The sequence below is a fragment of the Nocardioides sp. Z50_6 genome, from assembly GCF_058215755.1.
Map to the genome: position 1 here is coordinate 23,264 of NZ_JBZAJB010000006.1, position 26,513 is coordinate 49,776.

The window sequence follows — 26,513 nt, forward strand, 5'->3', positions numbered from 1 at the left end:
GATGGACTTCACCCACGACGAGGAGCAGCTCGCGCTGCGCGACGCGGTGCGTGCCCTGCTCGGCAGGAAGTACGCCGACTTCGAGGAGCGCCGCCGCACGGTGCGCAGCGACCTCGGCCACGACGAGACGACCTGGAAGCAGCTGGCCGAGATGGGCGTCCTCGGGCTCCCCTTCGACGAGCAGGACGGCGGGATGGGCGCCGGGCCGGTCGAGGTCGGCCTGGTCGCCTCCGAGCTGGGCCGGGTGCTGGCCCCCGAGCCGTTCCTGGCCTCGGTGGTCCTGGGCGGCGGCGCGGTGGCCGCGGTCGGCACGCCGGAACAGCGGGCCGAGCTGCTGGGGGCGCTGGCCGCCGGGGACCGGCGGCTGGCGCTGGCCCACCACGACGGCACCACCCCGGTCACCGCCGACGGGCAGGGCGACGGGGGCTGGACCCTGACCGGGACCAAGGAGCCGGTGCTGGGCGGCGACGCCGAGCAGCTGGTGGTGACCGCCGCGCTGCCCGACGGCGGGACCGGGCTCTTCCTGGTCGACGGCGAGGCGTGCGAGCGCACCACGTGGCCGGCCTTCGACGGCTCCCGGGCCTCCCGGGCTGTCTTCTCCGCCACCCCCGCCACCCCGCTGGGCGAGCCGGGCGCCGACGTGTCGGCGCAGGTCGAGGCCGTCCTCGACCAGGGCCGGATCGCCGCCTGCCACGAGGCGCTGGGCGGGATGGAGGTGGCCCTGCAGGCCACCACGGCCTACCTGAAGAGCCGCAAGCAGTTCGGGGTGCCGCTCAACACCTTCCAGGCGCTCAACTTCCGGGCCGCCGACATGTACGTCTCCCTGGAGCTGACCCGCAGCATCGTGGCCTGGGCGACGATGGTGGTGGCCGAGGGCGACCCGGCGCTGGCCCACGAGGCAGTCTCCCGGGCGGCGCTGCAGACCAGCCGGGCCGGACGCCACGTCGGCCAGGAGGCGATCCAGCTGCACGGCGGGATCGCGATGACCGCCGAGTACCTGGTCGGCAACATCACCAGCCACCTCACCGCCCTCGACCACCTGCTGGGCGACGGGCAGGCACACCTCACCGAGCTGGCCGCCGGCGTCGACGGCTACCCCGGGCTGGACCCGCTGGCCCCGACCATGCGCAGCGCCAGCTCGGCGTAGTGGGCCGCGACCTGGTCGGGGCTCCAGCCGCCGGGGGCGTACCAGCGCGAGACGTCGATGCCCAGGGAGAGCAGGGCCGCCCCGGTCACGGCGGGCTCCGGGGTGTCGAAGTCGCCGTCCTGGACCCCCCGCCGGACCAGGTCGCGGACCAGCACGTCCATGGCGTGGCGCAGGGCGTCGATCTCGGCGCGGTGCGCCGGCGCCAGCGCCCCGAGCTCGTAGTTCACGATCCGGCCCACGGTGCTGTTGGCCGCGTGGTGACGGACGAAGTCGCGGACCAGGACGCGGAGCTGCTCGGCCGGCCCCGGCGAGGAGGCCACCGCCTGCTCGCAGATGCCCAGCGCGGTGCGGTGCCCGGCCAGGGAGATCTCGTGCAGCAGCTCCTCCTTGGAGGCGTAGTGCACGTAGAGCGCGGCGGGGCTCATCCCCGCGGCCGAGGCGATGTCGCGGGTGGTGGTGCCGTGGAAGCCCCGGGCGGCGAACGACTGCACCGCCGCGTCGAGCAGCCTGGCCCGGGCGTCGCGGCCCCGCGCGGACGTACCGGGGGGATTGACGGGGTCGGCCATGCCAGAGATAGTAAGCAAGCGCTTAGTCAGCGGCAACCCTGACCGGGGCCGCTCCCCCACCATCTCGCAGGAGAACACGTTGAACGGACTCACCGGCAAGGTCGCCATCGTCACCGGAGCCAGCCGGGGCATCGGGCTGGGAGTCGCCGAGCGGCTCGTCGCCGAGGGGGCGCGGGTCTGCGTCACCGCCCGCAAGCCCGAGGCGCTGGCCGAGGCCGTCGAGGCCCTCGGCGGCCCGGAGAAGGCCATCGCGGTGGCCGGCAACGCGGCCGACCCGGCCCACCGCGCGGAGGCGGTCGCCACCACGCTGGAGACCTTCGGCAGCGTCGACCTGCTGGTCAACAACACCGGCATCAACCCGGCGTACGGACCGCTGGTCGAGCTCGACCTCGACGCCGCCCGCAAGATCCTCGACACCAACGTCGTCTCCGCGCTCGGCTGGGTCCAGGAGGTCTACCGCGCCTGGATGGCCGAGCACGGCGGCTCGATCGTCAACATCGCCTCGGTGGCCGGCACCAAGCCGGCCCCCGGCATCTCGATGTACGGCGCCAGCAAGGCCACCCTGATCAGCCTCACCGAGTCGCTCGCGGTCGAGCTCGGCCCCCGCATCCGGGTCAACGCGGTGGCGCCCGCGGTGGTCAAGACCCGCTTCGCGAGTGCTCTCTACGAGGGCCGCGAGGAGGAGGTCGCCGCCGCCTACCCGCTCAAGCGGCTCGGCGTGCCCGACGACATCGGCAGCGTGGTGACCTTCCTGCTCTCCGACGAGGCCGGCTGGATGACGGGGCAGAACCTGGTCATCGACGGCGGTCTCACCCTCACCGGCGGCGTCTGATGGGCGGGCCGCTGCACGGCGCCGGCGCGGTGGTCACCGGCGCCGGTCACGGCATCGGCGCCGCCCTGGCCCGCCGGCTGGCCGCCGAGGGCGCCCGCGTGGTGGTCAACGACCTCGACGCCGACGCCGCCCGGGCGGTCGCGGCGGAGATCGGCGGCACCGCCGCGCCCGGCGACTGCGCCTCGGTCGAGGGCGTCGCGAGCCTGGTCGAGACCGCGCGCTCGGCGCTCGGCCGGATCGACGTGTTCATGGCCAACGCCGGCATCGACTCCGCGCACGAGGGCGGACTCGACAGCCTCCAGGCCGACGAGGCCGTCTGGGAGCGGATGCTCCAGGTCAACACCATGGCCCACGTCCGGGCGGCCCGCGCCCTGGTGCCCGCCTGGCTGGCCGACGGCCGCGGCGGCCGGTTCGTGGTGACCGCCTCGGCGGCGGGACTGCTGACGATGCTGGGCAGCGCGCCCTACTCGGTGACCAAGCACGCGGCGGTCGGCTTCGCGGAGTGGCTCTCGGCCACCTACGGCCATCGCGGCGTCACGGTCCAGGCGATCTGCCCCCAGGGCGTCCAGACCCGGATGCTGGAGCAGTCCGGTCCGCTCAAGGACCTGCTCACCCGCGACGTGGCGCTGACCCCGGAGCAGGTCGCCGACACCTGGGTGTCGTCGCTGGCCGACGACCGGTTCCTGGTCCTCCCCCACCCCGAGGTGGCCGACTACTACGCCGCCCGGGCCACCCAGAACGAGCGCTGGCTGCGCGGCATGCGGCGGCTGCAGGCCGGCCTGGACCAGATGACGGGAGCCTCCTCATGACCGAGCTGCAGCACGAGGCCCTGCCCGGCCTCGACCTCGACGCGTTCGGCGCCTGGTACGCCGCCCAGCGGCCCGACCAGCTGGCCGCGGACCGGTTCGCCGGGCTCGGCGCCCGGCTGATCGCCGGGGGAAAGTCCAACCTGACCTACGAGGTCACCGACGGGGACGCCTGGTGGATCGTCCGCCGGCCGCCGCTGGGCCACGTGCAGGCCACCGCCCACGACATGGGCCGCGAGCACACGGTGATGAGCGCCCTCGCCGGCACCGACGTCCCGGTGCCGGCCACCTTCGCCCTGTGCGCCGACGCGAGCGTGCTGGGCGCCCCGTTCTACGTGATGGAGCGGGTCGCCGGGACGCCGTACCGCAGCGCCGCCCAGCTCCGCGAGCTCGGCAGCGAGCGCACCGCCCACCTGGCCGGCGCGATGATCGAGGTGCTGGCCGCCCTGCACGCCGTCGACCCGGCCGAGGTGGGGCTGGCCGAGTTCGGCCGCCCCCAGGGCTTCCTGGAGCGCCAGGTGCGCCGGTGGGGCAAGCAGCTGGAGGGGTCGAGGACCCGCGACCTGCCCGACGCCGACCGGCTGCTGGCCCACCTGGCCGCCCACGTGCCGGCCGAGGGCGCGGCGGGCATCGTGCACGGCGACTACCGGCTCGACAACCTGCTCTCGGTCGCCGAGGACGAGCAGCCGGTCAAGGCGGTCGTCGACTGGGAGATGGCCACCCTCGGGGATCCGCTCACCGACCTGGCGCTGCTGCTGACCTACGACAGCCTCCCCCGGCTCGTGGGCGAGCTGCCGCTCGCCGACGCCAGCACCGCGCCGGGCTACCCCAGCCCCGACGAGCAGCTGGCGGCCTACGTCGCGGCGGGCGGTCGCGAGACGGCCGGTCCCGGCGGCGACATGGACTTCCACCTGGGCCTGGCCCACCTCAAGCTCGCGGTGATCCTCGAGGGGATCCACCACCGCCACCAGGCGGGTCAGACGGTCGGCGGCGGCTTCGACGCCATCGGCGACGCCGTCGAGCCACTGCTGGCCGCCGGCCTGGCGGCCGCCACCGGGCGAGCCGACCTCACCTCCTAACGAGAGAGCCCTCATGGACTTCACCTTCGACGACCGCACCCGCGAGCTCCAGGACGAGCTCCTTTCCTTCATGGACTCCCACGTCCACCCCGCGGAGCAGCGCTTCGAGACCGAGCTGGCCGCCCTGGACGACCCGTTCGCCTGGACCCAGGCGCCGGTGCTCGACGAGCTGCGCAGCGAGGCCCGCAGGCGTGGCCTGTGGAACCTCTTCCTGCCGGTCTCCGCCGACGAGCAGGGCCACGGCGCGGGCCTGACCAACCTCCAGTACGCCCCCCTCGCCGAGATCAGCGGCCGCAGCGGCAACCTGGCCCCCGCCGCGATGAACTGCGCCGCGCCGGACACCGGCAACATGGAGGTGCTGCACATGTTCGGCACCCCGGAGCAGCAGGAGCGGTGGCTGGAGCCGCTGCTCGACGGCCGGATCCGCTCGGCGTTCGCGATGACCGAGCCCGACGTCGCCTCCTCCGACGCCACCAACATCGAGTGCTCCATCGTGCGCGACGGCGACGACTACGTGATCAACGGCCGCAAGTGGTGGATCACCGGGGCGATGAACCCCGACTGCGAGATCTTCATCGTGATGGGCAAGACCGACCCCGAGGCGTCCCGGCACCGGCAGCAGTCGATGGTGCTGGTCCCCCGCGACACCCCGGGCCTGGAGGTGGTCCGGCCGATGCACGTGCTCGGCTACGACGACCACGAGCACGGCGGGCACGCCGAGCTGCGGTTCACCGACGTCCGGGTGCCGGTGGCCAACCTGGTCGGCGAGGAAGGGGCGGGCTTCGCGATCGCCCAGGCCCGGCTCGGGCCGGGGCGCATCCACCACTGCATGCGCTCCATCGGGATCGCGGAGCGGGCGATCGAGCTGATGTGCGAGCGGGCCGGGTCGCGGGTGGCCTTCGGCCGGCCGCTGGCCCAGCAGGGCGTGGTGCGGGAGTGGATCGCGGAGTCGCGGGTCGCGGTGGAGCAGCTGCGGCTGCTGGTGCTCAAGACCGCCTGGCTGATGGACACCGTCGGCAACCGCGGCGCGCACACCGAGATCCAGGCGATCAAGATCGCCACCCCCAAGGTGGTCCAGGAGATCCTGGACCGGGCGATCCAGGTGCACGGCGCGGGCGGCCTCTCCCAGGACTTCCCGCTGGCCGCCTCCTTCGCCGGGATCCGCACCCTGCGGTTCGCCGACGGTCCCGACGAGGTGCACAAGAACTCGCTGGCCAAGGCCGAGATGGCGCGCGTGGCCGCCCGCACCCAGGGCTGACGTCGTGGACCTGTCGCTGAGCCCGGAGCAGGAGGGGTTCCGGGCTCTGGCCCGGGAGTTCCTCGAGCGCGAGGCGGTGCCGCACCGGGTGCAGTGGGACCGCGACGAGTCGGTCGACACCGCGATCATCGCCAAGATGGGCGAGCTCGGGTTCTTCGGGCTGACCATCCCCGAGGAGTACGGCGGCCTCGGCGGCGACTACCTGACCTACGTGCTGGCGATGGAGGAGCTGGGCCGGGCCGACTCCGCGCTGCGCGGCATCGTCTCGGTCTCCAACGGCCTGGTCGGCAAGTCGGTCCTGGCCGCCGGCACCGAGGAGCAGAAGCAGCGCTGGCTGCCGGGCATCGCGACCGGTGAGCTGCTCGGCTGCTTCGCGCTGACCGAGCCCGACACCGGCTCCGACGCGGGCAACCTGACCTCCCGGGCCCGCCGCGACGGCGACGACTGGGTGATCGACGCGCGCAAGCTCTTCATCACCAACGGCACCTGGGCCGACGTCGCGCTGGTCTTCGCCCGCACGGGCGGCCCCGGGCCGAAGGGGATCAGCGCCTTCCTGGTGCCGACCGACTCCCCCGGCTTCGAGGCCCGCGAGATCACCGGCAAGCTCGGGCTGCGGGGCCAGGCCACCGCCGAGCTCTTCCTCGACGACGTCCGGGTGCCGGCCGACGCGCTGCTCGGCGAGGAGGGTCAGGGGTTCCGGATCGCGATGGCCACCCTGGACAAGGGCCGCGTCTCGGTCGCGGCCGGCTGCGTCGGCATCGTCCAGGGGTGCCTGGAGTCGTCGGTGTCCTACGCCCAGCAGCGCACCCAGTTCGGCAAGCCGCTGGCGGCGTTCCAGCTCGTCCAGGACCTGATCGCCGACATCTCCCTGGACGCCGACGCGGCACGGCTGCTGGTGTGGCGCTGCGCCGACCTGATCGACCGGGGCGAGCCGTTCGGGGTGGCGGCCTCCAAGGCCAAGCTCTACGCCTCGGAGGCGGCCGTACGGGCCGCCAACAACGCCACCCAGGTGCACGGTGGCGCGGGGTACGTCGACGAGTACCCGGCGCAGAAGTACCTGCGCGACGCCCGGGTGATGACCCTCTACGAGGGCACCAGCCAGATCCAGAAGCTCTTGATCGGCCGGGCCGAGACCGGTATCAACGCATTCACCTGAACCACCGAGGAGCCGCCATGACCGACATCCCCGCCGCACCGGACCGCGACCCCGGGCTGGACCCCCAGCTCGCCGGGCTGCTGGCCCTGATGGACAGCGCCGGCACGAAGATGCACGAGGTCACCCCCGACGAGGCGCGCCGGATGTTCCGCACGCTCACCGTCGACCTCCGCGATCCCGCGGCGGTGCCGCAGGTGGAGTCGGTGCGCGAGATCCGGGTGCCGGGCGGCGACGGCGAGCGCGACGCCCGGGTCTACCGCCCCCACGCCGGCGAGCTGCCCACCGTCGTCTTCTTCCACGGCGGCGGGTGGGTGGTCGGCGACCTGGACACCCACGACCTGACCTGCCGGACCATCGCCACCCTGTGCGACGCGGTGGTGGTCTCGGTCGACTACCGGCTGGCCCCGGAGCACCCCTTCCCCGCCGCGGTGGACGACGCCCTTGCCTCGGCCCGCTGGGCCGGCGAGCACCTCGCCGACCTGGGTGGCAGCGACGTGCTGGCGGTGGCCGGCGACTCGGCCGGCGGCAACCTGTCGGCCGTGGTCGCGCAGACCTTCCGCGACGAGGGGATCGGGCTGGCCGGCCAGCTGCTCATCTATCCCGGCACCGACCTGCTCTCCGAGCTCCCCTCGCGCACCGCCAACGCCGAGGGCTACTTCCTCGACGAGCCGACGATGCTCTGGTTCGCCCAGCACTACGTGGGCGACTTCGCCGACCTGAGCGACCCCCGGCTCTCCCCGCTGCGCGGCGAGACGGCCGGTGTGGCGCCGGCCGTGGTCGTGGTCGCCCAGTTCGACCCGCTGCGCGACGAGGGCACGGCCTACGCCGAGGCCCTGGCCGCCGCCGGCGTCCCGGTGCTGGTCGAGGAGTTCGACGGGCTGATCCACGGCTTCGTCGACATGGGTCGCCACTCCTCCGCCGCGCAGGCCGCCGTGGAGAAGACCTGTGCCATGTTCCGGCAGGTCATCCACCCCGGGGCCTGAGGCCCATCGGGGGCTCAGGCAAGGGCGGAGTCGGGGATCCAGCTCCCGTGGAATCCCTGCGGCACCCGGGCCGGCAGGTGGACCGTGGCCACCGGACGTCCGAAGTCGTGAGCATCGATGATCACCAGGTCGCTGGCGTCGCGCGCGGCGTCGTACACGTAGCCCAGGAGCCAACCGTCGTCCTCGCCACCGGCGCTGTCGGCCGGGACGAACACCATCTCGCTGGCGATGCGGCCGGGGCCCAGGTCCATCTCGACGGTGGTGCCCCCGACGAGGTCGTGCTTGCGCACCGTGGTCCGAGGGTCCTCGCCCAGGGCGCCCAGGTCGCGTACCGCGGATGCGCCGATCGTGTAGCCGTAGCGGTGACGGCGGCCGGTGAGCCGTTCGTCCCCGCGTGGGAACTCGGTGCCGCGCTCGTCGATCGTCTCGGTGAGGACCTTGCGTGAGGCCGGGTCGATCGTCCAGCGCTCCAGACGGGAGCGATCGGTCACGGCCTCGCCGTCCTCGGCGAAGGCGTGGTCGTGCACCACCAGGTCGACGATCACCCGGTCACCCTGGTCGAAGGCGTTGAGGGGGTGGTAGACGAAGCACGGCTCCACGTCGATCCACACGACGTCGGACCCGGTGCCGGTGCGGGGCAGGAGCCCGACCCGGGCCCCGTTGTCGGGGCGCCAGCGGAAGGGCAGGGCCACGCTCTGGAGGGCGAGCTCCAGGTCGAAGAGCACGGGCAGGTCGAAGAGCACGACCCGGGAGGCGGTCAGGCCCATGTCGTGGAGCATGACCGGAGCCGGAAGACCGACCTCGACGGTGCTGACGAGCGCCCCGCCGGGGTCGATGACGTGATAGCGCAACGCGGGGTCGTCGAACCCGTAGCTCATCACGTGCATCTCACCGGTGCTCGGGTCGAACTTGGGGTGAGCGTTGATGCCGGCAGGGAGAGGGCCCCCGAAGTTGCGCGTGGCGACCGTCTCCAGGTCGCCCGTCAGCTCGTAGGGCAGCGACCCCTCGGTCACGGCCAGGATCCGGCCCGCGTGGGCGAACACGTTGGTGTTGCCCGAGCCGGAGTACCACCCGCCGTCCTCGTGGGGCACCGGTGACTCGGCGAGGTGCGCGCTGACCTCCGGACTGCGCACCCAGCGGTTGCGGTACCAGCGCGGCCGTCCGTCGTGCAGGTCGACGCCGTGCACCATCCCGTCGCCCGCGAACCAGTGGTAGGTGTCGGCCTGCGCTGCGAACGGGTTCGGCCCGGTGCGGATGTACCTGCCCGCCAGACCCGGCGGCACCGCACCCGTGACCTCGAGATCCGTGGCGGTCACCTCCGTGGCCACCGGCGCGAAGTTGCCGTCGAGGTACATCGTTGCCGTCATCGTCTGCTCCCTGGCATCGGGCCGCCGTGCCGATCCCACCACTAGACACCCCTCGTCCGCGACGCGTCAATCCGTAGGCTGGCCGGATGGCCTCGCCGACCAGGGTTCTTCTCGACGTCGACACCGGGATCGACGACGCCCTGGCGATCCTGTACGCGACGGCGTCCGCCCGCCTCGACGTCGCCGGGGTGTCGGCCGTGGTCGGGAACGTGCCGGTCCAGGTGGCTGCTCGCAACGCCGCGGCGGTCCTGGCGGCCGTCGGCGAAGCCTCGGTCCCGGTCGGGGTCGGCGCGTCCGCCTCGACGCAGGGAGGCGGCCCCCGCGTCGGGCCTACCAACCACGGGCCCGACGGACTGGGGGGTGTCACCGTGAGGCCGGCCAACCGGGTGCGCGAGCCGCACCCGGACGCGCTGGCGCTCTTCGACGCGCTGACGTCGGCTCGTCCGCTCACGGTGGCCGCCTGCGCTCCGCTGACGAACGTCGCGCGCTACGCAGCCCGCGGCGGCGTCGCCCGGGTCGTGCTGGTCGGCGGCGAGCTGGTCGCCGACGACGAGCCGGAGTTCAACGTGGGCCAGGACCCGGCTGCCACCCTGGCCGTGCTCGAGGCCGGGACCCCCACCACGGTGTACCCCGTCGACCTGTTCGAGACGGTCACTGTCCCCCCGGGACTCCTCGCGCGGCTGCAGCACGCGCCGGCGCCCGCGGCCCGCCTCGCCGGTGAGCTGCTCGGTGTCCGGCGCCGCCACCTGCTCGGTGACGCCGGCGCACTGGTGTTCCTGACCCACCCCGAGCTCTTCGAGGTCACCAGGACCCGCATGGCCGTCGTGGGACGACGCCTGCTTCCTGCGCCGCACCCGCAGGCCGGGTCCGTCGTCGACGTGGTCACCGCGGCGGACGGTCCCGCAGTGGTGGAGGCCTTCGCCGACGCCGTCCAGCACTCCCGTTGAGGGAGTCCCCGGGCGGGCGGACCGACAGGCGTACGCCACTGTCGGCGGCAAGCCCAGCCGTCAGAACAAGGTCCCCGGCCTCGCCCGCACCTGGGCCGCGGGCGATGGCCGGGCCGGCTCCTCCGTGACGGTGGCCGGCGCGCTGGGCGACGCCGCGACGGTGGCGTGGAGCATCGCCCGGGAGCTCGCCCTCGCCTGAGGTCGGCCCTGACCGGACGGTGACCAGCGCTGCACCCGCGCAATCGGGCCAATGCCCTGCACGGGGCCTCGCCCCCGGGAGAGGATCGGCCCGGCGCCCCCGCCCTCCCCGACTCGAGGACCGCATGCTTCTCAGCCTGACCTACTTCAGCTCCGCGACCGCCCGCTTCTCCCCCGGGGACCTCAAGGAGCTGCTCGCCGCCGCCCGGGCCAGCAACGCCGCGACCGACATCACCGGGATGCTGCTCTACCACGACGCCAGCTTCGCCCAGGCGCTCGAAGGGCCGGCCGAGCAGGTCCGATCGACCTTCGACCGGATCTGCCGCGACCGGCGGCACCGCGGCATCTACGTGGGCTTCGAGAACGAGATCACCGAGCGGGCCTTCCCCGACTGGGCGATGAGCTTCCGCGACCTCGACGGGGCCACCCCCGAGGACACCGAGGGCTTCTCCACCTTCGTCCAGGACGTCCGGGCGGGCCGGCCGGTGCCCGGCGACAGCGCACCCCACCACCTGCTGCGCGCCTTCAGCCGTCCCGTGCTCTGAGCGTCTGGCCCCCCACGCCCCGGGAGCGCCATACTCCCGAGGTGGCCGCGATGGAGTTCGAGTTCGAGGGGCCGGTCGTGGAGTGGCGCGGACCGGCGCCCTTCTACTTCCTCGCCGTCCCCGAGGACGAGAGCGACGACATCAAGATGGCGGCCAAGGGGCTGGAGTACTGGGGCCAGGTGCCGGTCGTCGTCCGGGTGGGCGAGACCGAGTTCACCACCGGTCTCTTCCCCAAGGACGGCCGCTACCTGCTGCCGCTCAAGGACGTGGTGCGGCGGGCCGAGGGGATCGAGCCCGGGCAGGTGCTCGGCGCCGCCCTGCGGGTCGGGCGCGGCTGAGGGCTCAGCCCGCCGTGACCCGGCCGGCCTCCACCTGCCAGCGCTGGTCGAGCCTGACGTTCTCCAGCAGCCGCCGGTCGTGGGAGACCAGCAGCAGGGTCCCGTCGTAGGAGTCCAGCGCCTGCTCCAGCTGCTCGATCGCCGGCAGGTCCAGGTGGTTGGTGGGCTCGTCGAGCACCAGCAGGTTGACCCCGCGGGCCTGCAGCAGCGCCATCGCCGCCCGGGTCCGCTCGCCCGGGGAGAGCCGACCGACCTCGCTGCTGACCTGGTCGGCCTTGAGCCCGAACTTCGCGAGCAGGGTCCGCACCTCCCCCGAGGCCAGCTCGGGCACCGCCGCCTCGAAGGCGTCGCCCAGGGGCAGCTCCTCGGCCAGCCCGGAGCGGGCCTGGTCGATCTCGCCCACCGCGACGCTCGCACCCCGTGAGGCGCGGCCCTCGTCGGGCGACAGATGACCCAGCAGCAGGCGCAGCAGCGTGGTCTTGCCGGCTCCGTTGGGGCCGGTGATGCCGACCCGGTCGCCGGCGCCGACCTGGAGCGAGACCGGCCCGAGGACGAACTCCCCCAGGCGCGCGACCGCGCCGTCCAGGGTCGCCACCACGCTCGAGGAGCGGGGTGCGGCGGCGATGTCGAACTGGAGCACCCACTCCTTGCGGGGCTCCTCGACCTCGTCCAGCCGAGCGATCCTCGACTCCATCTGGCGCACCTTCTGGGCCTGCTTCTCGCTCGACTCGCTCTGCGCACGCCGGCGGATCTTGTCGTTGTCCGGGGACTTGCGCATCGCGTTGCGCACGCCCTGCGAGCTCCACTCGCGCTGGGTCCGCGCCCGCGACTGCAGGTCGGCCTTCTTGTCGGCGAACTCCTCGTAGGCCTCCCGCGCGTGCCGCCGGGCCACGGCCCGCTCCTCCAGGAAGGCGTCGTAGCCGCCGTCGTAGACCGCCACCCGGTGCTGGGCCAGGTCCAGCTCGACCACCCGGGTGACGCACCGGGCCAGGAACTCACGGTCGTGGGAGACCAGCACCACCCCGGCCCGCAGGCCACGGACGAAGGACTCCAGCCTGGCCAGGCCGTCGAGGTCGAGGTCGTTGGTCGGCTCGTCGAGGAGCACCACGTCGAACCTGCTCAGCAGCAGCGCCGCGAGTGCCACCCGCGCGGCCTGTCCCCCGGACAGCGAGGTCATCAGCGCGTCCGGGCCGGTCTCCAGCCCCAGCTCGGCCAGGACCGACGGCATCCGGTCCTCCAGATCCGCGGCACCGCAGGCCAGCCAGTGGTCCAGCGCCACGGCATAGGCGTCGTCGGCGCCGGGCATCCCGCTGCCCAGCTGGGCGGCCGTCTCCTCCATCGCGGCGGTGGCGGCCGCGGCACCCGTGCGCCGGGCGAGATAGGCCGCCACGGTCTCGCCCTCGACCCGCTCGTGCTCCTGCGGCAGCCACCCCACGAACGCGTCGGCGGGCGCGGTGCTCACCGTGCCGGCCACCGGGGTCGCCTGTCCGGCGAGCAGCCGCAGCAGCGTGGACTTCCCGGCGCCGTTCGCACCCACCACGCCCACCACGTCGCCCGGCGCGACGGTCAGGTCCAGGCCCTCGAAGAGCACCCGGTGGCCGTGGCCGCCGGACAGGCCCTTGGCGACCAGCGTGCCGCGCGTCTCCATGCGCGCAAGGGTAGGTCACGCCGACGGCTCAGCTGCGACCGCCGGCCATCAGGGCCAGGCCCAGCAGCATCTTGTCGCGGGGGTCGGTCAACGAGCGGCCGGTGAGCTGCTCGATCTGCTTCATCCGGTAGATCACCGTGTTGCGGTGGCAGTAGAGGTCGGCCGCCGCATGGGTCGGGGAGCCGTCGTGGTGCAGCAGCGCGGTGAGGGTCTCCAGCAGCGTCTGGGACTGCGCCCGCGGCAGCGCCAGGATCGGGCCGAGCGTCTCGGCGAGCAGGCGGGGCGCCACCTGGGGACTGCCGGCGAGCAGCACCTCGGGCAGCCGCTCGGAGACCGCCACCACCCGCCGTACGCCGCGCGGCACGGTCTCCGCGGCCCGGTGCGCCAGCTGGAACGCGGTCGCGAAGCCGGCCACCCCGTCGGTGCTCACCGCCACGCCCATGCGACCCGGGGCGTGGGGCGCGAAGAGCTCCACCAGTCCCGGCTCGTCGGGCAGCCGCCCGGAGAGGAGCCCGTAGTAGACGCCGGAGCGCACGTGCCACCGGGCGGCGACCCCGAGCCGGTCGAGCCGGTCCTCGACCGGCACCAGGGCGTCGCTGGCCTCCGCCCCGTCGTGCATGGCGACCACGCACGCGATCTCGTCGTCGGGTCCGATCTCGAGCGCGGCGCGGGCCTCGTCGGCGAAGAGCGGGTCGGCCCCGCGGCCTTCGATGAGACCGTCGAGCACGCTCTGCTCGCGTTGCAGGTCCTGGCGCTGGATCCGCGAGCTCTCCCGCCGGTAGGCGTCGATCACCACCGCGTTCTGCACGTCCAGGTTGGTCCAGACCGTGCGCGCCGCCATCAGCAGCACCTGGTCGTCGACCTCGATCGAGGAGTCGGCCGAGACCCGGGTGACCAGCGCCTCCCAGAGGATCCTCGCCCCCAGGGTGTAGGCGTTGAGCACCAGCTCGAGCGGCACGCCCTGACGGGCCCGACGCCGGCCGGTGTCGCGCCACAGCTCGACGGCGTTCTCCGACCCGCCCGGCTGGTCGTCGGGATCACGGTGTGCCGAGAGGATCCGCAGGCCGCGGCGGATGTGCTGGCGGGTGCTCGACCTGACGTCGGCGCGGAACTCGGGTCCGATCCGCTCCCACAGCTCCTGGTCGCGCTCGAAGAGGGTCAGCGTGATGCTGTCCGCGATCACGTCCGACTGGTCGAGCAGGAGGGCCCAGGCGTCGTGGAGCGCCTCCTGGGCCGAGTTGAGGGCGGTGGCACGCATGCATGCACCGTCGCACTGTCTGCACAATCCTGACCAGCCCCAACCGCTAATTGAGGCCACTGCTCCAAGCATGTTTGGGCGTTCCGCCCAATGACCCGAATGTGCCAGCACACCAAGGTGGTGCAGGTCACATCGCCCAACCCCCGGCAGCGCCACTCACAGGAGGCCTCGTGAGCACCGATCTCGACCGGCCGGCCGCCACTGCCCACCAGCAGCAGGCCGACCTCGAGCTCAACCACGTCACCGTCAGGTTCGGTGGCCTGACGGCCCTCGCGGACGCCTCGCTGCGGGTGCGCCCCCGCACCGTGCACGGCGTGATCGGCCCCAACGGGGCCGGCAAGACGACCCTGTTCAACGTGGCCTGCGGCTTCGTGGTGCCCGACGAGGGGGGTCTGCGACGGCACGGGGAGGAGCTCGGCCGGCTCCGGCCGCACCAGCTCGCCGGCCACGGCATCGCCCGCACCCTGCAGGGGCTGGGCCTCTTCGACCGGGTCACCGTGCTCGAGAACGTCGTCACCGGCGCCGACCGGCACGCACGCACCGGCTTCCTCGGCGCGATGCTGGCGCTGCCGGGGTCGTGGCGCGAGGAGCGGGCGCTGCGCGAGCGGGCGATGGCGGCGCTGGACGCCCTGGGCATCGCGCACGTCGCTGCGCTCTACCCCGGCAGCCTCCCCTACCCCGTCCGCAAGCGGGTGGCGCTGGCCCGCGCCCTGGTGGCCGAGCCGGAGCTGCTCCTGCTCGACGAGCCCGCCAGCGGGCTCTCCGCCGACGAGATGGACGAGCTCGGCGAGCTGATCAGCGGCCTCAGCGACCGGATGTCGGTGCTGCTCGTGGAGCACCACATGGACCTGGTGATGCGGGTCTGCGACGAGATCACCGTCCTCGACTTCGGCAAGGTGATCGCCCACGGGACCCCGGACGAGGTCCGCCACGACGAGGCCGTGCTGGCCGCCTACCTGGGCGAGGAGGTCTGATGCTCACCGTCGACCGCCTCACCGTCTCCTACGGTCCCGTCACCGCGCTCCACGACGTCTCCTTCACCGCCGCGAAGGGCGAGATCACCGCCGTGCTCGGGGCCAACGGGGCCGGGAAGACCACCCTGCTGCGCACCATCTCGGGGCTGCACCGCGCCAGCCACGGCTCCATCACCCTGTCGGGCGAGCAGATCGGCGCGGTCGCCGCGGAGCAGATGCCGGGCCGCGGGATGGCGCACGTGCCCGAAGGGCGCGGCGTGATCACCGAGCTCAGCGTCGAGGAGAACCTCCGCCTCGGCGGGCTCGGCCGGGGTGCGGGCCGGGTCACCGACCGCGACCTCTCGCTCGCCCTCGACCTCTTCCCGGTCCTCGCCGACCGCCGCACCCAGCAGGCCGGGACCCTCTCGGGCGGGGAGCGGCAGATGCTGGTGATCGGCCGGGCGCTGATGGCCCGCCCCGAGCTGCTGCTGCTCGACGAGCCCTCGCTGGGCCTGGCTCCCCGGATCGTGGCCCAGATCTTCGCCCTGCTCCGCGGCCTGGTCGCCGACCAGGGCCTCTCGGTGCTGCTGGTCGAGCAGAACGCCCGCAGCGCCCTCTCGGTCGCCGACCACGGCGTCGTCCTCGACCTCGGCCGGGTGGTGGCCGACTCGGAGGCTTCCGTGCTGGCCGCGGACGACCAGCTCCGCCACGCCTACCTCGGGTTCTGACCCGGACCCGGAAGGAGACGACCCACCCGTGCAACAGCTTCTCAACACCGCTCTCGGCGGCCTGACCCTGGGGATGGTCTACGCGGCCTTCGCCCTGGCCCTGGTGCTGATCTGGCGGTCGACCCGCGTGGTCAACTTCGCGCAGGCCCCGATGGCCATGGTCACCACCTTCGTCGCCCTGGTGGTGATCGACGCGGGCTACTCCTACTGGCTCGGCTTCGCCGCGGCGCTGGCCGCGGGCCTGCTGCTGGGCGCCGGCCTGGAGCGGACGATCGTGCGCCACGTCGACGGCAAGGCCGAGATCAACGCGGTGATCCTGACCCTCGGCCTCTTCATCGTGCTCCACTCGGTGGCCGCGGTGGTCTTCGGCAACGAGTACCGCTCCTTCCCCGCCCCCTTCGGCATCCGGGGCTTCGAGGTCGGCGACCGCACCATCGCCCTGACCGGGTTCGGGGTCTTCACGATCGTCGCGGTGCTGGTGGTGATGGGCCTGCTCGTGCTCCTCTTCCGCTTCACCGACCTCGGCCTCAAGATGCGCGCCGCCGCCTTCAACGCCGAGGTGGCCCGTCTGCTCGGCGTCCGGGTCGGCCGGATGAAGACCCTCGGCTGGGCACTCGCCTCGCTGGTCGGCTCCCTGGCGGGGCTGCTCATCGCCGGCGGCAGCCTGGTCCACCCCGGCTACATGGACTCCATCGTGGTCTACGGGTTCGTCGCCGCCGTGCTCGGCGGGCTCGAGAGCCCCGTCGGCGCGGTCGTCGGCGGCCTGGTCCTGGGCCTGACCCTGAGCTTCGTCAGCGGGTACGTCGGCTCGCAGCTCGTCGCGCTCGCCGCCCTGCTGATCCTGATGCTGGTGCTGACCCTGAAGCCCGGCGGCCTCTTCTCCACCACGACGGCGAGGCGGGTCTGATGTCCGGGATGCGTACGACGCTGGGCCGGTCGCTGCGAGAGGTGACCCTGCTCCGCCACCTGGTCGGTGCCGCGCTCGGGCTGGTCGTGGTCGTCCTGGTGCTCACCGCCGTCGACGACTTCCGCCGGTTCCAGCTGGCCGAGATGGCCTACCTCGGCATCGCCGCCGGCGGGCTCACCGTGCTCACCGGCCTCAACGGCCAGCTCTCGCTCGGCCACGGGGCGCTGATGGCCTTCGGCACCTACACCACCGCGCTCCTGCTGCCCGACCGCGAGGCCGGCACCCCGCTGCTGCTGGTGGTCCTGGCCGCGGTCGCCGTCACGGTCGCGGTCGGCGCCCTCGTGGGGGTGGCGGCCGCCCGGCTGCACGGCCCCTACCTGGCCGGAGCGACGCTGGCGCTGGCGGTCGCCGTCCCCGGGATCGCGCTCTACTTCAAGGAGACCCTCGGCGGCGAGCAGGGACTGCCCGTCGTGCTGCCGGACCCGCCCACCTGGGCCGACGACGCGACGTACTTCCTGACCGGCCAGGACCTGACCGGCCGGGGCTGGGTGGCGTTCGTCGCCTGGCTCACCCTGATCGTCACCTTCCTCCTGCTGGCGAACCTGTCGCGCAGCCGGGTCGGGCGCCGCTGGCGGGCGGTGCGCGACGACGAGGTCGCCGCCCAGCTCGCCGGCATCGACCTGGGCCGCGCCCGGGTCTCGGCCTTCATGGTCAGCGCCGCGGCCGCGGGAGCGGCGGGGGCGATGCTGGGCATCGCCGTCCGCCTGGCCGCCCCGAGCTCCTTCACGCTCACGCTGAGCCTCACCCTGCTGGCCGCGGTCGTGCTGGGCGGGCTGGGCAGCCTGACGGGGGCCCTGCTCGGCGCAGCGCTGCTGACCTTCCTCCCCCAGTTCGTCACCGGGCTCGGCATCGACGCCGGCCTCGACGACATCGCGGCCGCCGAGCTCGCGCCCCTCGTCTACGGCGTCGTCATGGTGCTCGTCATCCTGCTCGCCCCCAGCGGGCTCTTCGGGACCGTCCACCGCGCCGTGCTGACCAGGCGAGCCCGCCGCACCCCCACCGACTCGGACCCGGCCCCCGGGGCCGGCACCAACACCACCAGAGAGGGAGCAACACCATGAGACGCAGGAACACGAGGTCGACGCGACTGGTCGGCCTGACCGGCCTGGTCGTGACCACCCTTGTCCTCACCGCCTGCGGTGCGGGCGGCCGGGACGACGACGGGGACGGCGACGGCGAGACCGGCGGCGGCGCCTCCGACACCGGGGTCACCGCCGACACGGTCACGATCGGCGGGCACTTCCCGCTGACCGGGGTCGCGGCCCCGGGCTACAGCGATATCCCGACCGGCGCCAAGGCGTACTTCGACTACGTCAACGCCCAGGGCGGCGTCCACGGCCGGCAGATCGAGTACATCGTCAAGGACGACGGCTACAACCCGACCAACACCAGCAAGGTCACCAACGAGCTGCTGCTCCAGGACGAGATCTTCGCGATGGTCGGCGGGCTCGGCACCCCGACCCACAGCGCGGTGGTCGACCAGCTCAACACCGAGGGCGTCCCGGACCTCTTCGTCTCCTCCGGCTCCCTGATGTGGGGCGACGACGTCGAGGCCCGGCCGATGACCTTCGGCTGGCAGCCCGACTACGAGAGCGAGGGCAAGATCATCGGTCAGTACGTCGCCGAGAACATGCCCGACGCCAAGGTCGGCCTCTTCCTCCAGGACGACGACCTGGGCGAGGACGCCGAGAAGGGCGTGCGGCAGTTCCTCGACAAGGAGATCGTCGCGGTCGAGCGCTACACCTCGGGCAACACCGACGTGGGCCCGCAGATCGCCGGCCTCCAGGGCGCCGGGGCCGACCTCGTCCTCTCCTTCAACACCCCCTCCTACACCGCGCTGGCGCAGCTGGTCTCGATGAAGCTGGGCTACAAGCCGAAGTGGTACGTCGCCAGCATCGGCTCCGACCCCGACCTGGTGGGCTCGCTGCTCTCGGAGTTCTCCGAGGGCGCGATCAAGGACGGCACCAGCGCGCTCGAGGGCGTGATGACCTCGGAGTACATCCCCGGCAACGACCAGACCGACGACCCGTGGGTCCAGCTGTGGCAGAAGGTCTGGGACGAGCACGGCGCCAAGGGCGAGCTCACCAACTACCGGATCTACGGCATGTCCCACGCCTACGCGTTCGTCCAGGCCCTGCAGGGGGTCGGCGAGGACCTGACCCGCGAGGGCCTGGTGGAGTGGCTCGAGGAGAACGGCGAGTCGCTGGAGGGTCCGCAGCTGGCTCCGTTCCGCTACAGCGCCGACAGCCACATGGGCATCTCGGGCATGCGGCTGGCCGAGATCAAGGGCGACTCCTCCGAGCCGCTCACGCCGGTGCTGGTCACCGACATCGGGGACGCGGAGATCACCGAGGACTCCTCGGGCCAGGCCGACGACGCGCCGCCGGAGAGCGGGATCGCGGAGTGAGCCACCGCTGGGCGTCGTCCGGGCACCGGGTCACAGCCGCTCCGCGGTCCGGCGCGCGGCGACGCCCAGCACCTCCCAGGCCGTGCTGAACGGGGGCGAGTAGGCCAGGTCCATCCAGGCCAGGTCGTCCACCGTCCCCTCCGCCCACAGGACCGCGGCCGCGGTGTCGACCCGTTTGGCGGCACCGCGGCCGCCCACCAGCTGGACACCCAGCAGCCGACGCGAGGCCCGGTCCGCCATCACCCGGATGGCGACCGGGTCCGCCTCGTCCATGTAGCCGCTGGCGGTCGAGCCCTCGGTCACCACGGCCACCGGGTCGAACCCGGCCGCCTTGGCGTCGGCGTGCGAGAGGCCGGTGCGGGAGACCTCGAGGTACCGGCCGCCGGCGGCGAACCGGGTGATCGCGGTCTCCAGGATGCCGTCGAAGGCGAGCGTCCCCCCGGCCAGGCTGTCGCCCAGGGCCCGGCCCATCTTGTTGGCGTGCGAGCCCAGCGGGCGGAAGACCCGGTCCGCGGCGAGACGGCGCCACGTCTCGCAGCAGTCGCCCGCCGCCCAGACCCGGTCCGCGACCCGGCCGTGCGGGTCGGGGCGCAGCGCCCCCTTCTCCCCCAGCGCCAGCCCCGAGCCGGCCAGGAACCCGGTCGCCGGCACCACCCCGAGGGCGAGCACCACCAGGTCGCAGTCGCGGGACCCGCCCTCCCAGCGGACGGCACGCACCGCGCCGTCGACGACGTCGAGCCCGGTCACGTCGGCGTCGAGCACGACCTCGACCCCGGCGTCGTTCAGGGCGAGCGCCACCCGGTCCGACATCTCCGGCTCCAGGGAGCTCATCACCCGGGAACGGGTGACCAGGGTGACGCCGAGGCCGCGGCGCAAGGCCGCCTCGGCGACCTCGAGGCCGATGTAGCCGCCGCCGACGACGACCACGTGGGCCGCCTCGCCGGCCCCGGCGAACCGGTCCAGCCACTCCTGCCCGTCGTCGAGGGTCTTGACCTGCCCCACCCCCCGGGGCAGCGCGCCCGTCTCGTCGCGCGCCCAGCCGGGCACGATCGGGGTGGCCCCGGTAGCCACCACGAGCTGGTCGTAGCCGACCGGCTCGCCGTCCTCGACCCGCACCTCGCGCTCGTCCAGGTCGACCCCGGCGGCGCGGACGCCGAGGCGGACGTCGATCCCGGCCCGGCGGTGCTCGTCTGCGGTCCGGGCGACGAGCGCGTCGGCGGAGTCCACGTCGCCGGCCATCCAGTAGGGGATGCCGCAGGCGGAGTACGAGGTGTGCCTGCCCTGGTCCAGCACCGTCACCTCGAGCTCACGCCCGGTGCGCCGGGCGGTGCGCAGCATCTGGTGCGCCGCGGACATGCCTGCCGCGTCGGCGCCGAGGATGACGATGCGCTCGCTCATGCGGGCCAGCCTCGCACGTCGGGTGGCCGGGTGCTCAGGCCCTGCGGGTCTCCAGCACCCGGAACCCCTTGACGCTGGCGAGACGCTCGGTGGGCCAGCCCTGCTCGGTCAGCCAGCGCTGGAGCGAGTCGGCCCCCAGGTTCTTGCCGACCACCGAGACCATCCGCCCGCCCGGCGCCAGCCGCGGCAGCCAGGTCAGCAGCAGCTCGTGGAGCGCCTCCTTGCCGATCCGGATCGGTGGGTTGGACCAGATCTCGTCGAAGAGGTAGCCGGCCGGCACCTGGTCGGGTCGGCACGCCACGAAGGTCCCGGAGACGCCCAGGCTCCGGGCGTTCTCGTTGGCCAGCGCGATGGCGCGCTCGTTGACCTCCACCCCGATCACCCGGGCCAGGGGCACCGCCTTGGCGATGGCCAGGCCGATCACCCCGTAGCCGCAGCCGAGGTCGAGGAACTGGCCCTGGGCCGGCGGCTCCGTCTCGCGGAAGAGGACGGCGGTGGCGTGGTCGAGGTGGCCACGGCTGAAGACCCCCGACCCGCTGACCAGCTCGAGCTCGTGACCCCACACCTCGCAGGTGAAGCTCTCCCGGATGAAGGGCACGTCGGGGTCGGCGGAGAAGTAGTGGTCCTGGCCGCCACCGGTGTCGTTCATGCCAGCTCCCTCTTGGCTCGGGCACGTCGCGCCTGGACCACCAGCTGGTCGTCGGCGGGGTAGCCGACCTCCTCCAGGGTGAGCCCGTGGGCGTGCATCACGGTCAGTGCCGGGTTGCGTTCCCGGGCGGTCATCAGCTCCACGGCCCAGCCCGGCGCGCGCCGCCCGTCCCCCACCGCGACCATGCACCCCACCAGCGAGCGGACCATGTTGTGGCAGAAGGCGTCGGCCCTCACCCGGGCCACGGCCACGCCGGCGGGGTCGCGCTGCCACTCCAGCTCCAGCAGGGTGCGCACCGTGGTGGCCCCCTCGCGGCGCCGGCAGAAGGCGGCGAAGTCGCGCAGGCCGAGCAGGGTGGCCGCGGCCTGGTTCATCGCGTCCAGGTCGAGCGCCCGCGGCCAGGCCAGGACGTGGTGCCGGTGCAGCGGGTCGACCAGGTCGGGGTGGTCGGCGATGCGGTAGGCGTAGCGACGCCACACGGCGGAGAACCGGGCGTCGAACCCGGCCGGGGCCTCGCCCACCCGGCGTACCCGGACGTCGGGGGGAAGGATGCCGTTGAGCCTGCGGGCGAGCGCGTCGGCCGGGGGGTCGGTCGAGCGGCCGGCGGAGCGCGCCAGCAGCTCCGGCGCGAGGTCGACGTGGACCACCTGCCCCCGGGCGTGCACCCCGGCGTCGGTGCGGCCGGCCACCACGGCGCGGACCGGCGAGACCCGCAGCGCGGTGGCCAGCGCGGCCTCGAGCGTCTCCTGCACGGTCCGTCGGCCCGGCTGGGTCGCCCACCCGGAGAAGTCGGTGCCGTCGTAGGCGAGGTCGATCCGGAGGCGCACCGGCCCATCCTCCCAGAAGGGGCACAGAGTTGTTCAACCAGATGGTTGACGTGGCCGGGGCCACGGCCGTAGGTTTATTCAACCGATCAGTTGAACAAGGAGGCCCCCGTGGCCGACCCGCTCTCCCGCGTCTTCGCCGCCCTCGCCGACCCGACCCGGCGCGACATGGTCGCCCGGCTCGCCGTCGGCGACGCGACGGTCGGGGAGCTCGCCGAGCCCTACGACGTGAGCATGCAGGCGGTCTCCAAGCACCTCAAGGTCCTGGAGGAGGCCGGACTGGTCAGCCGCAGTCGTGAGGCGCAGCGCCGGCCGGTCCACCTGGAGGCCGAGGTGTTCGACCTCATGACGAAGTGGATCGAGCGCTACCGCCGGCAGGCGGAGGAGCGCTACCAGCGCCTGGACGCCGTCCTGGCGCGGATGCAGCAGGAGCAGGACCCCCCTGGCACACCGGAGCAAGAAGGGACAGCATCATGACCATGACCGACCCGACCGACCGTTACGCAGAGGCCGCCATCCAGGCGGACGAGGAGGTCCCCGCCATCCACATCTGGCGCGACTTCGAGGCGACCGTGGCGCAGGTGCTGCGCGCGCACACCGACCCGGACCTGTTCGCCCAGTGGATCGGGCCCGACTCGGTCACCACCCGGATCGACCGGTGGGACTGCCACACCCTGGGCTCCTACCGCTACCTCAACGTGCACGAGGGGCAGGAGTACGCCTTCCGCGGCACCTTCCCGTACGTGGGCGAGGACAAGATCGTCCAGACGTTCACCTGGGAGGGGATGCCCGAGGCGATCGCGCTGGAGACGATGACCTTCACCGACCTCGGGGACGGCCGGACCCGCCTGCACGGGTTCTCCCTCTGCGACTCCTTCGAGGGGCGCGACGGGATGCTCTCCTCCGGCATGGAGGTCGGCGTCCAGGAGGGTTACGCCAAGCTCGACCGCATGTTCGCCGACGGACGGGTCTGAGGTGGGCCTGCCCACCGAGCCCGCCGCCCGCCACCGCGAGGTGGCGGGCCGGTTCACCGCTCTGGTGCGGGGCACGACCGACTGGTCGAGCCCCGCACCGGTGGCGGGGTGGACGGCGCGCGACGTGGTGGAGCACCTGGTCACCTGGCTGCCGGGGTTCCTCGCCGACGCCACGGCGTACCGCTGGGAGCCCGGTCCGCCGGCCGCGCTGGACCCGGTGGCGGCCTGGCTCGCCCAGCTCGAGGGCGTGCAGGGCCTGCTCGACGACCGCGAGGCGGCGGCCTCGCCGTTCACCCACCCGCACGCGCCGCCCCAGGACCTGGCGGCGGCCCTCACCACCTTCTACACCGCCGACGTCTTCATGCACTCCTGGGACCTGGCGCGTGCCACCGGCCAGGACGCCACCCTCGACCCGGAGACCTGCGCGGAGATGCTGCGCGAGATGGAGGCGATGGAGGACGCCGTCCGCGCCTCCGGGCAGTTCGGGGTCCGGCGTCCGGTCCTCGACGGCTCCGGCCCCCAGGAGCGCCTGATCGCCTTCATCGGCCGCGACCCGGCGTGGCGGCCCGGGGCGGACTGAGGCAGGACGCCGCCTGTGGAGTGGCCGCACGGCGCGTCGGCGGGCACTGGCAAGGTGGGGCGCACCTGCCAGCCCCACCCTCGACCGGAGTCGCCGTGCCCGCCACCGGACCGTCGTCCGACCAGACCGCCCTGATGCTCGCGAAGGTGCGCAAGCTGCTCGCCAAGGCCGAGGACCCTGCGGCGAGCCCCGAGGAGGCGGAGACCTACACCGCCAAGGCCACCCAGCTGATCGCCGACTACGGCATCGACGCGGCACTCCTCTCCGCCGACGACCCCGGCAGCGACCGGGTGGCGGACCGGGTGATCGGCCTGGACGCCCCCTACGCGCGGGACAAGGCCCATCTCCTCTGCGAGGTCGCCAACCGGCTGCGCTGCCGGGCCGTGCTGCGCACCCGAGCCTCGCAGTCGGCGCCGACCGAGCACTCCGTCCACCTCTTCGGCCACGCCTCCGACCTCGCCCGCGTCGAGCTGCTCTTCACCAGCCTGCTGATGCAGGCCGGCCGGCAGCTGGCCCGCACTCCCGTGCCGCCCTGGGAGCACAAGGCGGCCTTCCGGCGCTCCTGGCAGGCCGGCTTCCGGATGTCGATCTCCCGGCGGCTGGCGGAGGCGGAGGCCCGGGCCGAGGGGGCGGCCACGGAGCGGACCAGCCGCGGCGGACGCGCCGCCGGCCTGGTGCTGGCCGACCGCGCCGTCGAGGTCGAGCACGCCCTGCGCAACGCCTACCCCGGCGCCCGTCAGGCACGGCCCCGGTCGTTGTCGGGCTCGGGGATGCGCGACGGGTACCTGGCCGGAGAGCAGGCCGATCTGGGCACCACCCGGCTCCGGGGCGAACGGGCCCCCTTGCCGCGGGGCCGGTGAGCCGGGCCGCCGGAAGGGCGCCGCTCAGGTAGGCAGGTCAGGCAGGTCAGGCAGGTCGCCCACGCTCGGCGGATTCGCCCCCGGTCGCGACACCGTCACGGCAGCGGCCGCGCTCGCCCACTCCAGCGCCTCGCGCACCTGCCCCCCGGTGAGGGCCCACCCCGCCCCGGGCGCTCCCGGCCGCCGGTCGAGGGCCCCGGCCGCGAGGAGCCAGCGCACCAGCGCGGCGCCGAAGGTGTCCCCCGCCCCGATCGTGTCCACCACCGTGACGGGCCGGCCCTCCACGGAGAGCACCCGCTCGTGGTCGATCCAGAGCGCCCCGTGGGCGCCCCTGGTGACGACCACCGCCCCGGCGCCCTCGTCGAGCAGCCGGCGAGCCGCATCCTGCGGCGTCAGACCGGGCATCAGCACCTCGAGGTCTTCGTCCGAGGCCTTGACCAGGTCCGAGAGAGCCGCGGTCACCGCCACCGAAGCGAGCAGGTGCGGTCCGTCTCCCGTGATCGCAGGTCGCGCGTTGACGTCGTAGACGACGGCGGCCTCCCGCCCCCACCGGCCGACCAACGTCCGCACCGTCGACGCGCCCGGCTCCAGCACCGGGGCCAGCGAGCTGACCAGGAGCACCCGGGGACCCTCGCCGAGCGCGTCGACGGCGGGGTGCAGCCTCCAGTCCACGTCGAAGGAGTACCGGGCCGAGCCGTCGGGCGCGATTCGCGCCTCGGCCGTCGCGGTCCGGGAGAGCACCCTCGGGTCCACCGGCAGGCCGACGCCCTCGGCGGCCAGGTGCCGCGCCAGCCGGTCCCCGCGCGGGTCGGCGCCGAGGGCGGTGAGCAGCCCGACCGGCACACCGAGGCGTGCCAGTGCGACGGCCGTGTTCGCCGCGCTTCCGCCCGGCAGCTCACGCGCGGGCCGTCCGTCGCCGTGCACGACGTCGACCAGGGACTCCCCCACCACCAGCACCTCGTCCATCCCGCGATGCTCGCCGGTCGGGGCTCACGAGTCCAGCGTCATACCCTGTCGAGCATGAGCGAGCCCCCTCTGGTCAGGGTCGACCGCGACGACCCCGTTCCGCCGTTCGAGCAGGTGCGTGCCCAGCTGGCCTCCGCGGCGGCTCGCGGGGAGCTCGCGCCGGGCACCCGGCTGCCGTCGGTGCGAGCGCTGGCCGACCAGCTGGGTCTGGCGGCGAACACCGTGGCCAGGGTCTACAAGGAGCTCGAGGCCGACGGTGTGGTCGAGACCCGTGGACGCGGTGGGACCGTGGTCCGCAGCGGCTCCCGCGCGGAGGGCGACGAGGCGCGCCGGGCGGCCGAGGCCTACGTGGCGACCTGTCGCCGGCTCGGACTGACCCGTGCCGAGGCGATCCGCCTGGCCGAGGACGGATGGTCACGGTGAGACGCACGAAGCCCGCCCCCTGGAGAGGGGACGGGCTTCGCGGGGACTGCTGGGGCGGGAGACCTACTCCTTGACCTCAGCGGCGTCCGTGGACTGCTCCTCGGCGTTCTCGGCGTCCGGCTGGACGGCCAGCACCTCGGCCTCACCGTCGACACCCTCGGCGATAACCTCGGCGGGCGCACCCTCGGAGGTCTCGTCGGCGGAGGTCTCCTCGGCGGTGGTCTCCTCGGCGGGCGCCTCCTCGACCGGGGCGGCAGCCGCCTTGGTCTTCTTCGACGACGCGGCCTTGGGCGAGTACGCCTCGGTGACGAGCTCGATCACGGCCATGGGGGCGTTGTCGCCCTTGCGGGGGCCGATCTTGGTGATCCGGGTGTAGCCACCCGGACGCTCGGCGAAGGTCGGGCCGATCTCGGTGAAGAGGGTGTGCACGACCGACTTGTCGCGGACGACCTTGAGCACCTCGCGACGGTTGTGCAGGTCACCCTTCTTGGCCTTGGTGATCAGCTTCTCCGCGTAGGGGCGGAGCAGCCGGGCCTTGGCCTCGGTCGTGGTGATGCGACCGTGCTCGAACAGGGCGGTGGCCAGGTTCGAGAGGATCAGGCGCTGGTGGGCCGGGCTGCCGCCGAGACGGCGGCCCTTCTTGGGGGTGGGCATCG

The 26,513-nt window shown here is 73.6% G+C and carries 29 protein-coding genes; 20 read left to right on the forward strand and 9 right to left on the reverse strand.

Annotated elements, in window-relative coordinates:
• The first annotated feature begins 1 nt into the window (after position 1).
• Entirely contained in the window at positions 2-1,147 is a 1,146-nt protein-coding gene (locus tag AC4BGE_RS14510) for an acyl-CoA dehydrogenase family protein (RefSeq protein WP_490575737.1), read from the forward strand.
• On the opposite strand, the gene AC4BGE_RS14515 is transcribed toward AC4BGE_RS14510, so the two are convergent.
• A complete protein-coding gene (locus AC4BGE_RS14515) occupies positions 1,093-1,713 on the reverse strand; it encodes a TetR/AcrR family transcriptional regulator (protein WP_490575738.1) in 621 nt (206 codons plus the stop codon). The two genes, AC4BGE_RS14510 and AC4BGE_RS14515, sit on opposite strands and share 55 nt — an antisense overlap.
• A 79-nt stretch (positions 1,714-1,792) precedes the next feature.
• Between AC4BGE_RS14515 and AC4BGE_RS14520 the strand changes: the two genes are divergently transcribed.
• The 6 genes from AC4BGE_RS14520 to AC4BGE_RS14545 are packed head-to-tail and all read left to right on the forward strand — an operon-like array spanning position 1,793 to position 7,827.
• Positions 1,793-2,545: an SDR family oxidoreductase gene (locus AC4BGE_RS14520; RefSeq protein ID WP_490569402.1), complete on the forward strand. Its 753-nt coding sequence runs from the start codon at positions 1,793-1,795 to the stop codon at positions 2,543-2,545.
• Complete coding sequence (locus tag AC4BGE_RS14525) at positions 2,545-3,354, forward strand: SDR family oxidoreductase (protein WP_490575739.1); 810 nt, start codon at positions 2,545-2,547, stop codon at positions 3,352-3,354. The genes AC4BGE_RS14520 and AC4BGE_RS14525 overlap by 1 nt, the downstream gene beginning before the upstream one ends.
• Positions 3,351-4,430 (forward strand): phosphotransferase family protein, encoded by a 1,080-nt coding sequence (locus AC4BGE_RS14530; protein ID WP_490575740.1) that lies wholly within the window; start codon positions 3,351-3,353, stop codon positions 4,428-4,430. Before AC4BGE_RS14525 ends, AC4BGE_RS14530 begins: the two co-directional genes overlap by 4 nt.
• Positions 4,431-4,443: 13 nt before the next feature.
• Entirely contained in the window at positions 4,444-5,688 is a 1,245-nt protein-coding gene (locus tag AC4BGE_RS14535; protein WP_490569405.1) for an acyl-CoA dehydrogenase family protein, read from the forward strand.
• 4 nt (positions 5,689-5,692) lie between these two features.
• Positions 5,693-6,844, forward strand: coding sequence for an acyl-CoA dehydrogenase family protein (locus AC4BGE_RS14540; RefSeq protein ID WP_490575741.1), 1,152 nt, complete (start codon positions 5,693-5,695; stop codon positions 6,842-6,844).
• Positions 6,845-6,861: 17 nt separating this feature from the next.
• The gene (locus AC4BGE_RS14545; RefSeq protein WP_490575742.1) at positions 6,862-7,827 is read left to right on the forward strand and encodes an alpha/beta hydrolase; all 966 of its coding nucleotides are present in this window, start codon (positions 6,862-6,864) and stop codon (positions 7,825-7,827) included.
• Between the two features lie 14 nt (positions 7,828-7,841).
• On the opposite strand, the gene AC4BGE_RS14550 is transcribed toward AC4BGE_RS14545, so the two are convergent.
• Positions 7,842-9,194 (reverse strand): carotenoid oxygenase family protein, encoded by a 1,353-nt coding sequence (locus AC4BGE_RS14550; protein WP_490575743.1) that lies wholly within the window; start codon positions 9,192-9,194, stop codon positions 7,842-7,844.
• A gap of 86 nt (positions 9,195-9,280) precedes the next feature.
• On the opposite strand from AC4BGE_RS14550, the gene AC4BGE_RS14555 reads away from it, so the two are divergent.
• The 3 genes from AC4BGE_RS14555 (at position 9,281) to AC4BGE_RS14565 (ending at position 11,222) form a co-directional block, all read left to right on the forward strand.
• A complete protein-coding gene (locus AC4BGE_RS14555) occupies positions 9,281-10,141 on the forward strand; it encodes a nucleoside hydrolase (RefSeq protein WP_490575744.1) in 861 nt (286 codons plus the stop codon).
• Between the two features lie 323 nt (positions 10,142-10,464).
• Entirely contained in the window at positions 10,465-10,884 is a 420-nt protein-coding gene (locus AC4BGE_RS14560) for a BLUF domain-containing protein (protein WP_490569410.1), read from the forward strand.
• 50 nt (positions 10,885-10,934) lie between these two features.
• On the forward strand, positions 10,935-11,222 hold the full coding sequence (locus tag AC4BGE_RS14565) for a DUF1905 domain-containing protein (RefSeq protein WP_490569622.1): 288 nt from the start codon (positions 10,935-10,937) through the stop codon (positions 11,220-11,222).
• A gap of 4 nt (positions 11,223-11,226) precedes the next feature.
• Here AC4BGE_RS14565 and AC4BGE_RS14570 read toward each other — a convergent pair whose 3' ends face one another.
• Complete coding sequence (locus AC4BGE_RS14570; RefSeq protein WP_490575745.1) at positions 11,227-12,870, reverse strand: ABC-F family ATP-binding cassette domain-containing protein; 1,644 nt, start codon at positions 12,868-12,870, stop codon at positions 11,227-11,229.
• 28 nt (positions 12,871-12,898) lie between these two features.
• Positions 12,899-14,128, reverse strand: coding sequence for a PucR family transcriptional regulator (locus tag AC4BGE_RS14575; protein ID WP_490569412.1), 1,230 nt, complete (start codon positions 14,126-14,128; stop codon positions 12,899-12,901).
• A gap of 170 nt (positions 14,129-14,298) precedes the next feature.
• Between AC4BGE_RS14575 and AC4BGE_RS14580 the strand changes: the two genes are divergently transcribed.
• Genes AC4BGE_RS14580 through AC4BGE_RS14600 form a run of 5 tightly spaced genes read left to right on the forward strand, consistent with a single transcriptional unit; the run spans position 14,299 to position 19,183 of the window.
• Complete coding sequence (locus AC4BGE_RS14580; RefSeq protein ID WP_490575746.1) at positions 14,299-15,102, forward strand: ABC transporter ATP-binding protein; 804 nt, start codon at positions 14,299-14,301, stop codon at positions 15,100-15,102.
• On the forward strand, positions 15,102-15,809 hold the full coding sequence (locus AC4BGE_RS14585) for an ABC transporter ATP-binding protein (protein WP_490569414.1): 708 nt from the start codon (positions 15,102-15,104) through the stop codon (positions 15,807-15,809). Before AC4BGE_RS14580 ends, AC4BGE_RS14585 begins: the two co-directional genes overlap by 1 nt.
• A gap of 28 nt (positions 15,810-15,837) precedes the next feature.
• Positions 15,838-16,716 carry a branched-chain amino acid ABC transporter permease gene (locus AC4BGE_RS14590; RefSeq protein ID WP_490575747.1) on the forward strand — a complete coding sequence of 293 codons (879 nt, stop codon included), beginning with the start codon at positions 15,838-15,840 and terminating at the stop codon, positions 16,714-16,716.
• Complete coding sequence (locus AC4BGE_RS14595; protein ID WP_490575748.1) at positions 16,716-17,837, forward strand: branched-chain amino acid ABC transporter permease; 1,122 nt, start codon at positions 16,716-16,718, stop codon at positions 17,835-17,837. Before AC4BGE_RS14590 ends, AC4BGE_RS14595 begins: the two co-directional genes overlap by 1 nt.
• Positions 17,834-19,183 (forward strand): ABC transporter substrate-binding protein, encoded by a 1,350-nt coding sequence (locus tag AC4BGE_RS14600; protein ID WP_490569417.1) that lies wholly within the window; start codon positions 17,834-17,836, stop codon positions 19,181-19,183. The genes AC4BGE_RS14595 and AC4BGE_RS14600 overlap by 4 nt, the downstream gene beginning before the upstream one ends.
• Positions 19,184-19,213: 30 nt before the next feature.
• Here the strand turns inward: AC4BGE_RS14600 and AC4BGE_RS14605 are convergent, their stop codons facing one another.
• Genes AC4BGE_RS14605 through truA form a run of 3 tightly spaced genes read right to left on the reverse strand, consistent with a single transcriptional unit; the run spans position 19,214 to position 22,057 of the window.
• Positions 19,214-20,581: an FAD-dependent oxidoreductase gene (locus AC4BGE_RS14605; RefSeq protein ID WP_490575749.1), complete on the reverse strand. Its 1,368-nt coding sequence runs from the start codon at positions 20,579-20,581 to the stop codon at positions 19,214-19,216.
• A gap of 34 nt (positions 20,582-20,615) precedes the next feature.
• Positions 20,616-21,230: a class I SAM-dependent methyltransferase gene (locus AC4BGE_RS14610; protein ID WP_490575750.1), complete on the reverse strand. Its 615-nt coding sequence runs from the start codon at positions 21,228-21,230 to the stop codon at positions 20,616-20,618.
• Complete coding sequence (truA, locus tag AC4BGE_RS14615; protein ID WP_490569420.1) at positions 21,227-22,057, reverse strand: tRNA pseudouridine(38-40) synthase TruA; 831 nt, start codon at positions 22,055-22,057, stop codon at positions 21,227-21,229. The genes AC4BGE_RS14610 and truA overlap by 4 nt, the downstream gene beginning before the upstream one ends.
• 108 nt (positions 22,058-22,165) lie before the next feature.
• Here truA and AC4BGE_RS14620 point away from each other — a divergent pair, with 108 nt between their 5' ends.
• The 4 genes from AC4BGE_RS14620 to AC4BGE_RS14635 all read left to right on the forward strand — a co-directional run bounded on the left by AC4BGE_RS14620 (position 22,166) and on the right by AC4BGE_RS14635 (position 24,468).
• The gene (locus tag AC4BGE_RS14620) at positions 22,166-22,531 is read left to right on the forward strand and encodes an ArsR/SmtB family transcription factor (RefSeq protein WP_490575751.1); all 366 of its coding nucleotides are present in this window, start codon (positions 22,166-22,168) and stop codon (positions 22,529-22,531) included.
• A 2-nt stretch (positions 22,532-22,533) separates the two neighbouring features.
• On the forward strand, positions 22,534-23,028 hold the full coding sequence (locus AC4BGE_RS14625) for an SRPBCC domain-containing protein (protein ID WP_490575752.1): 495 nt from the start codon (positions 22,534-22,536) through the stop codon (positions 23,026-23,028).
• A gap of 1 nt (position 23,029) precedes the next feature.
• Complete coding sequence (locus tag AC4BGE_RS14630) at positions 23,030-23,608, forward strand: TIGR03086 family metal-binding protein (protein WP_490575753.1); 579 nt, start codon at positions 23,030-23,032, stop codon at positions 23,606-23,608.
• A 95-nt stretch (positions 23,609-23,703) separates the two neighbouring features.
• Positions 23,704-24,468 carry a DUF2786 domain-containing protein gene (locus AC4BGE_RS14635; protein WP_490575754.1) on the forward strand — a complete coding sequence of 255 codons (765 nt, stop codon included), beginning with the start codon at positions 23,704-23,706 and terminating at the stop codon, positions 24,466-24,468.
• Between the two features lie 24 nt (positions 24,469-24,492).
• Here the strand turns inward: AC4BGE_RS14635 and AC4BGE_RS14640 are convergent, their stop codons facing one another.
• Positions 24,493-25,434, reverse strand: a complete 942-nt coding sequence (locus AC4BGE_RS14640; RefSeq protein ID WP_490575755.1) for a PfkB family carbohydrate kinase — start codon at positions 25,432-25,434, stop codon at positions 24,493-24,495.
• A gap of 54 nt (positions 25,435-25,488) precedes the next feature.
• Between AC4BGE_RS14640 and AC4BGE_RS14645 the strand changes: the two genes are divergently transcribed.
• Positions 25,489-25,857 (forward strand): GntR family transcriptional regulator, encoded by a 369-nt coding sequence (locus tag AC4BGE_RS14645; RefSeq protein WP_490569426.1) that lies wholly within the window; start codon positions 25,489-25,491, stop codon positions 25,855-25,857.
• A 63-nt stretch (positions 25,858-25,920) separates the two neighbouring features.
• On the opposite strand, the gene rplQ is transcribed toward AC4BGE_RS14645, so the two are convergent.
• Entirely contained in the window at positions 25,921-26,511 is a 591-nt protein-coding gene (gene rplQ, locus AC4BGE_RS14650; protein WP_490575756.1) for a 50S ribosomal protein L17, read from the reverse strand.
• Positions 26,512-26,513: the final 2 nt, after the last annotated feature.